Here is a 6,100-nt window from a genome sequence, read left to right on the forward strand (position 1 = left end):
CGACCACCCACACCAACCCCCACCCCCTCAGGGGCGCGGGGAACTGCGCGAGCAACCCACGACGGCGGACAGCCGACTGTCAACGCGAACCCCCGTCCACCCCAGGGGCGCGGGGAACGGCGCAACGGGACAACCGGCGGCGTCAGCCGACCAGGTTGTCCGCCATCTCGTCGCTGAGGTTGGACTCCGTCCCCGGAATCCCCAGATCCTGCGCCCGCTTGTCGGCCATCGCGAGAAGCCGCCGGATCCGCCCCGCCACGGCGTCCTTCGTCAGCGGCGGATCGGCGAGCGCCCCCAGTTCCTCCAGCGACGCCTGCTTGTGGTCCATCCGCAGCCGCCCCGCCGCCGCGAGGTGCTCCGGCACCTCGTCCGCGAGGATCTCCAGCGCCCGCTGCACCCGCGCCCCGGCGGCCACGGCCGCCCGGGCCGACCGCCGCAGGTTCGCGTCGTCGAAGTTGGCGAGCCGGTTCGCGGTGGCGCGCACCTCACGCCGCATCCGCCGCTCCTCCCACGCCAGCACCGACTCGTGCGCACCGAGCCGCGTCAGCAGCGCCCCGATGGCGTCCCCGTCGCGGACGACCACCCGGTCCACCCCGCGCACCTCCCGCGCCTTCGCCGCGATCGAGAGCCGGCGCGCGGCGCCGACCAGCGCGAGCGCCGCCTCCGGCCCCGGGCAGGTCACCTCCAGGGAGGACGAGCGGCCCGGCTCGGTGAGCGAGCCGTGCGCCAGGAAGGCCCCTCGCCAGGCCGCCTCCGCGTCGCAGGTGGCCCCCGAGACCACCTGCGGCGGCAGGCCCCGGATGGGGCGCCCGCGGCCGTCCACGAGCCCGGTCTGGCGGGCCAGCTGGTCACCGCCGGCGACGACCCGGACCACGTAACGGGAGCCGCGGCGCAGACCGCCGGGCGCCATCACGATCAGTTCGGAACTGTGGCCGAAGATCTCCAGGATGTCCCGCTTCAGCCGTCGCGCCGCCATCGCGGTGTCCAGCTCCGCCTCGATCACGATCCTGCCGCTCACCAGGTGAAGGCCGCCCGCGAACCGCAGGATGGCGGATACCTCCGCCTTTCTGCAGCACGTCCGGGTGACGGGAAGCCGGGAGATCTCGTCCTTCACCGCTGCCGTCATCGCCATGGGCCGATCCTTCCATGCATCCGAAAAATACGGTCGTACGCGGCGGCCAACAGTTCCGGATCGTGCCTCGGAGTCCCGTCGGTCCTGGCCACCGGCGCCAGCTCGACCGCCGCACCGAACCGCTTGGCGGCGTCGGCGAGTATCTCGCGGTCGGGCACGGCGGCCTCGTCGGCCAGCACCACGTCCAGGGCGAGTTTAGGGGCGTGTCGTCCCAAAACCTCCAAATGACGCTGCGGGGAGAAGCCTTCTGTTTCTCCGGGCTGCGGTGCGAGGTTCAGCGGGAGGATCCGGCGCGCCTTCGTCTCGGTGAGGGCGTCGAGCAGCTCGGGCACCAGCAGGTGCGGGATCACCGAGGAGAACCAGGAGCCGGGACCGAGGACCACCCAGTCAGCGTCCAGGACCGCGGCGACCGCCTCCGGCACGGCCGGCGGGTCGTGCGGCACGAGGTGCACGGACTGCACCTCGCCGGGCGTGAGGGCCACGGTCGCCTGCCCCCGGACGGTGTCGACGTCCTCGGGCCGCTCCGGGTCGTGCCCCTTGACCAGCGCCTGCAGCTCCAGCGGGACGGCGGACATGGGCAGCACCCGGCCGTGCGCGCCGAGCAGCCTGCCGACCAGGTCGAGCGCCTGGACGTGGTCGCCGAGCTGCTCCCACAGGGCGACGATCAGCAGGTTGCCGACGGCGTGCTCGTGCAGGTCGCCCTGGGACTGGAAGCGGTGCTGGATGACCCGCGCCCAGGTCTGGCCCCAGTCGTCGTCGCCGCACAGCGCGGCGAGGGCCTTGCGCAGGTCACCGGGCGGGAGCACGCCCAGCTCGTCGCGCAGCCGCCCGCTGGAGCCGCCGTCGTCGGCGACCGTGACGACCGCCGTGAGGTCGCCCGTGATGCGGCGCAGGGCGGCGAGCGAGGCGGACAGGCCCATGCCCCCGCCCAGCGCGACGACCTTGGGCTGGGCACCGCGGCGCCGCGGCCGGGCGCCGCGGGCCTCGGCGGGTCTGGCCTGCCCGGCGCCGCGGGCGTCGGCGGACCTGCCGCCGCGCCCGTCGGCGCCGGCCCGCCGCAGCCGGTCCAGCCGCAGGGAACGTCCCGTCATTCGCGGCCCATGTCCCGGTGGACGACGACCGTCTCCACTCCCTCGGACACCAGGCGCGCCGCGAGCTTCTCCGACATGGCGACGGAGCGGTGCTTGCCGCCGGTGCAGCCGACCGCGATGGTCACGTACCGCTTGCCCTCCCGGCGGTAGCCGGTCTGGACGAGGCGCAGCAGTTCCGCGTACCGGTCGAGGAACTCCTTGGCGCCGGGCTGGTTGAAGACGTACGCCGCCACCTCCTCGTTGAGGCCGGTGTACTGGCGCAGCTCGGGGACCCAGTGCGGGTTGGGCAGGAACCGCATGTCCACGACCAGGTCGGCGTCGACCGGCAGGCCGTACTTGAAGCCGAAGGACATGACGGTGGCCCGCAGCTCGGGCTCCTCCTCGCCGGCGAACTGGGCGTCCATCTTGGCGCGCAGCTCGTGCACGTTCAGGCTGGAGGTGTCGATCACCAGGTCGGCGTCGCCGCGCAGCTCGCGCAGCAGTTCGCGTTCGGCGGCGATGCCGTCGACGATGCGGCCGTCGCCCTGGAGGGGGTGCGGCCGGCGCACCGACTCGAAGCGGCGCACCAGGGCGTCGTCGGAGGACTCCAGGAAGACGATCCGCCGGGTGACCTGCTTGGTCTCCAGGTCGGCGAGGGACTCGCGGAGGTTGTCGAAGAAGCGCCGGCCGCGGACGTCGACGACGACCGCGATGCGCGCCACGTTCCCCTGCGAGCGGGCGCCGAGCTCCACCATGGTGGGGATCAGCGCGGGCGGCAGGTTGTCCACGACGAACCAGCCCAGGTCCTCCAGACACTTGGCGGCGGTGGACCGGCCCGCGCCCGACATCCCGGAGATGATCACCAGCTCCGGAATGGCCGCCTCGGGGACGCCGGCCGTCTCGATGGTCGTGCCCGTGTTCACTTCCGCTCCGTCTTCCGTCCTCGCCGGTTCACCGGCCGCGCCGGTCACCGCCTGCTGCGACCGATTCTCGCGCGTTTCCCCGTGCGGTGCCCCGGATGCGGCCGCGCGCGCTCCCTCGGCCGTGTCCGCGGGCGGTCCCTCGGCGTCCGTCGTCCGCCGCGCCGCCGGTTCTTCCTGCTCGTACCCGGTCATCTCTCCTGCCCCCGTCGTTCGTCCGGGGCGCCCGCGGACACGGACTCCCCCGCGGCGCCCTCAGTGGCTGCGGGCGCCGCGTCCTGCACGTGGTCCTCGTCGTCCTCCATGATCTCGCCGGTCGCGGTGTTGACCGCGGGGGCCGCCGGGGCGGCCCGGGCGAAGGCCACGGCGATCGCCTCGGCCGTCTTGCGGCCTATACCGGGAACCTCGCAGATCTGGTCGATCGTCGCGGACCGCAGCCTCTTCACCGAACCGAAGTGCTTGATCAGCGTCTGCTTGCGCCCCTCGCCGAGCCCCGGCACGTCGTCGAGCGGGCTCGCCCGGAAGCGCTTGGCGCGCTTGACACGCTGGTAGGTGATGGCGAAGCGGTGCGCCTCGTCGCGCACCCGCTGAAGAAGATAGAGCCCTTCACTGGTACGTGGCAGTACCACCGGATCGTCCTCGCCGGGCAGCCAGACCTCTTCGAGGCGCTTGGCGAGGCCGCAGACGGCGATGTCGTCGATGCCCAGCTCGTCCAGGGCCCGCCGGGCCGCCGCGACCTGCGGCTGGCCGCCGTCGACGACGACGAGCTGCGGCGGGTACGCGAACCGCTTGGGGCGCCCGTCCTCCTCGGTGAGGCCCACCTCGCCGTCGGCCCACTCGCCGGTCTTCTCCTTCTCGCCGAGGTAGCGCCGGAAGCGGCGGGTGATCACCTCGTGCATGGACCGGACGTCGTCCTGGCCCTCGAAACCCTTGATCTGGAAGCGGCGGTACTCGCTCTTGCGCGCCAGTCCGTCCTCGAAGACGACCATCGACGCCACGACGTCGTCGCCCTGGAGGTGCGAGATGTCGTAGCACTCGATCCGCAGGGGGGCGCTGTCCAGGCCGAGCGCCTCGGCGATCTCCTCCAGCGCGCGGGAGCGGGTCGTCAGGTCGGAGGCGCGCCTGGTCTTGTGAAGGCCGAGCGCATGGAGGGCGTTGCGCTCGACGGTCTCCATGAGCGCCTTCTTGTCGCCGCGCTGCGGGATCCGCAGCGACACGTTCGACCCGCGCCGCGCGGTGAGCCACTCCTGGACGGGCTCCAGGGGCTCGGGCAGCGCCGGGACCAGCACCTCCTTCGGTACGGAGTCGCCGGTCTCCTCCCCGTACAGCTGCTGCAGCGCGTGCTCGACCAGGTCGCCCGTGGTGACCGCCTCGACCTTGTCGGTGACCCAGCCGCGCTGGCCGCGCACCCGGCCGCCGCGGACGTGGAAGATCTGCACGGCCGCCTCCAGCTCGTCCTCGGCGAGGGCGATCAGGTCGGCGTCCGTCGCGTCGGCCAGCACGACGGCGCTCTTCTCCATGGCCTTCTTCAGGGCCCCGATGTCGTCGCGCAGGCGCCCGGCGCGCTCGTACTCCATGTCCTCGGCGGCCTGCGCCATCTGCCGCTCCAGACGGCGGATGTACGTCCCCGTGCGGCCGGCCATGAAGTCGCTGAACTCCTCGGCGAGCTCGCGGTGCTCCTCGGCCGAGACCCGGCCGACGCAGGGCGCGGAGCACTTGCCGATGTAGCCGAGCAGACAGGGGCGGCCCGTGCGCTCGGCGTTGCGGAACACGCCGGCCGAGCACGTGCGCACCGGGAAGACGCGCAGCAGGAGGTCGACGGTGTCGCGGATCGCCCACGCGTGCCCGTACGGGCCGAAGTAGCGCACGCCCTTCTTCTTCTGGCCGCGCATCACCTGGACCCGCGGGAACTCCTCGTTCATCGTCACCGCGAGGTACGGGTAGCTCTTGTCGTCGCGGTACTTGACGTTGAACCGGGGGTCGAACTCCTTGATCCAGGAGTACTCCAGCTGGAGCGCCTCGACCTCGGTGGACACCACGGTCCACTCCACCGACGCGGCCGTGGTGACCATCGTGCGCGTGCGCGGGTGGAGGTTGGAGAGGTCCTGGAAGTAGCTGGCCAGGCGCTGGCGCAGGTTCTTCGCCTTCCCGACGTAGATCACCCGGCGGTGCTCGTCGCGGAATTTGTAGACCCCCGGCGAGTCGGGGATCTGTCCCGGCTTGGGACGGTAGCTGGAGGGGTCGGCCATGTCTCCCACCCTACTGGCGGGGTGTGACACGGGGACGCCGCGGCGGTCCCGCGCCGGTCCTGCCGCGGGTGCGTCCGGTTCCGTGGCGGGTGCGTCCGGTTCCGTGGCCGCGCGAGGGGTCCTCAAGCGCTTTCCGGGGCGCCCGGCCTTTTCTCCGGGACCCCGCGGACGGGCCGCACCGGTGTGCCGTGGGTCACTCCGGCGGGAGGTGAACGCCCAGGTGGGAGCCGCTGCGGCCGTCCCCTCCGGGGCACCCGGCCGGCCGGTGCCGCGCGTCCGCGGGGCGCGTTTTCGCGGCTCCCGTCCTGCGGCCCGCCCCCCGATGGGGGTTACGGCCTGCGGGAGATGGGCAATTCAGCTGGACCGGAACCCTTTTCGGGGGCTGGCCGTGACGACACGAAGACAACGCGGGGCAATGCTCGTACCAGTGCAGAAGCAGGTGGACCGGGCGCCCCGGACAAGGGTGTCGGGTCGATGACCGAAGGGCTGCGGAAGATGCGACAGACGCGGATCGAGAAGACACGACGATCGGTCCGGGTCCGCCCGTACCAGGACGAGGAGCAGTACGGCGACGGCCTGCTGTCCGGCCTCGACCCCCGTGACCCGGACATCGTGCGGGCCAAGCGCCTGCGGTCCGAGGGCCGCACGGGGGACGCCCGCCCCTGAGCCCTCCGGCCGCCCCCTGCTCCGCGCACGGTGACGGCGGTCCGGAGCGTACGCGGCGGGGAC

At 72.9% G+C, this 6,100-nt stretch carries 5 protein-coding genes; 1 reads left to right on the top strand and 4 read right to left on the bottom strand.

Annotated elements, in window-relative coordinates:
- Positions 1-142: 142 nt before the first annotated feature.
- From whiA to uvrC, 4 genes are read right to left on the bottom strand one after another with little or no spacing between them, the layout of a single operon-like run.
- Complete coding sequence (gene whiA / locus FGF04_RS22255) at positions 143-1,132, bottom strand: DNA-binding protein WhiA (RefSeq protein ID WP_149513059.1); 990 nt, start codon at positions 1,130-1,132, stop codon at positions 143-145.
- Positions 1,123-2,223, bottom strand: a complete 1,101-nt coding sequence (locus tag FGF04_RS22260) for a gluconeogenesis factor YvcK family protein (protein WP_149513060.1) — start codon at positions 2,221-2,223, stop codon at positions 1,123-1,125. The genes whiA and FGF04_RS22260 overlap by 10 nt, the downstream gene beginning before the upstream one ends.
- On the bottom strand, positions 2,220-3,317 hold the full coding sequence (rapZ, locus tag FGF04_RS22265; protein WP_149513061.1) for an RNase adapter RapZ: 1,098 nt from the start codon (positions 3,315-3,317) through the stop codon (positions 2,220-2,222). The genes FGF04_RS22260 and rapZ overlap by 4 nt, the downstream gene beginning before the upstream one ends.
- Positions 3,314-5,371 (bottom strand): excinuclease ABC subunit UvrC, encoded by a 2,058-nt coding sequence (gene uvrC, locus FGF04_RS22270; RefSeq protein WP_149513062.1) that lies wholly within the window; start codon positions 5,369-5,371, stop codon positions 3,314-3,316. The genes rapZ and uvrC overlap by 4 nt, the downstream gene beginning before the upstream one ends.
- A 495-nt stretch (positions 5,372-5,866) precedes the next feature.
- Here uvrC and FGF04_RS40155 point away from each other — a divergent pair, with 495 nt between their 5' ends.
- Complete coding sequence (locus FGF04_RS40155) at positions 5,867-6,037, top strand: hypothetical protein (RefSeq protein WP_188114178.1); 171 nt, start codon at positions 5,867-5,869, stop codon at positions 6,035-6,037.
- Positions 6,038-6,100: the final 63 nt, after the last annotated feature.

This window comes from Streptomyces apricus (assembly GCF_008369065.1).
GTDB lineage: Bacteria > Actinomycetota > Actinomycetes > Streptomycetales > Streptomycetaceae > Streptomyces > Streptomyces apricus.